Source organism: Bacillus sp. mrc49 (genome assembly GCF_002803435.1).
The window spans coordinates 1-950 of sequence record NZ_PHNG01000537.1; the positions used below are offsets into that span (position 1 = coordinate 1).

At 39.7% G+C, this 950-nt stretch carries 1 protein-coding gene; it reads right to left on the bottom strand.

The features are described from left to right. Positions 1-815, bottom strand: an 815-nt coding sequence (locus tag CVN76_RS05380; RefSeq protein WP_100530544.1) for a LysM peptidoglycan-binding domain-containing protein, incomplete at its 3' end; no start/stop codon positions are given. Between the last annotated feature and the right edge of the window lie 135 nt (positions 816-950).

A 950-nucleotide genomic window follows, 5' to 3' on the forward strand; every position in this document is an offset into this window, starting at 1 on the left:
AGCCTGGAAACGTCATATCCGGCCTTCTTAAATGTATAGTAAATGAAACCGCTGCAATCGAATCCTGATGGCGAGGCGCCTGCCCACGAATAAGGCGTTCCTATCAATTTCTTCGCTTCGGAAACGAGCTTGGTTACTTTACTTCCTGAATTCGGTGTTTCTATCTTGTCATCATTTTTCCCTGGATTGGCAGAAGTGGATGTTTTGCTTAATTTTAGTTTTTGACCCACTCTGATTAAGTCCGAGTTTAACGAGTTGGCCGCTTTAAGCTGCGCTACTGATACATTGGTCTTTCTGGAAATCCCTGAGAGCGTGTCACCTTTCACCACAATGTATGTAGCCGAATTGACCGGGGGCTGTGTACCATTGGATGGCTTGGAGCTGTTGGGTAATTCAACGGTAGTGGTTGTAGTTGATTTGGATACGATAAGTTTGGCGCCTGCATAAATTCTGTCGGATTTAAGGTTGTTCAATTTCATCAATTCAGCTAGTGTCAGGTTATGCTTGTTCGCTATCCGGGTTAACGTATCGCCAGAGACAATGGTATATGTGGTATTCTTTGTTTTTTTCATGGAAACCGAAGAATTGTTTGATGTTGTTTTGGAGTTTGATGTCAATAACTTTTGATTGATTTTCAAGAAGTCGGTTTTTAAATGATTTAGCTGTTTTAAGTCTTGTACCGTCGTATTATGTTTCTGTGCGATCTTGCTTAGCGTATCGCCGCTTTTCACTGTATATGTACCGGCAAGGGCAGGAGAAACGAAAGTTGAAGATAAAATGGCTATTGTCGAAAATGCGACTACACTTTTTTTCACGGTTTCCACCTCTAATATGTCTTTTTCCCTATTCTAACAAAATAATCCAACGAAAAAATATTACATTTTTGTTACAAAGGGAAAATAGTAGTATTATACTGGTTTATATTGGTTTGGAAATGGTGATTAAACCAA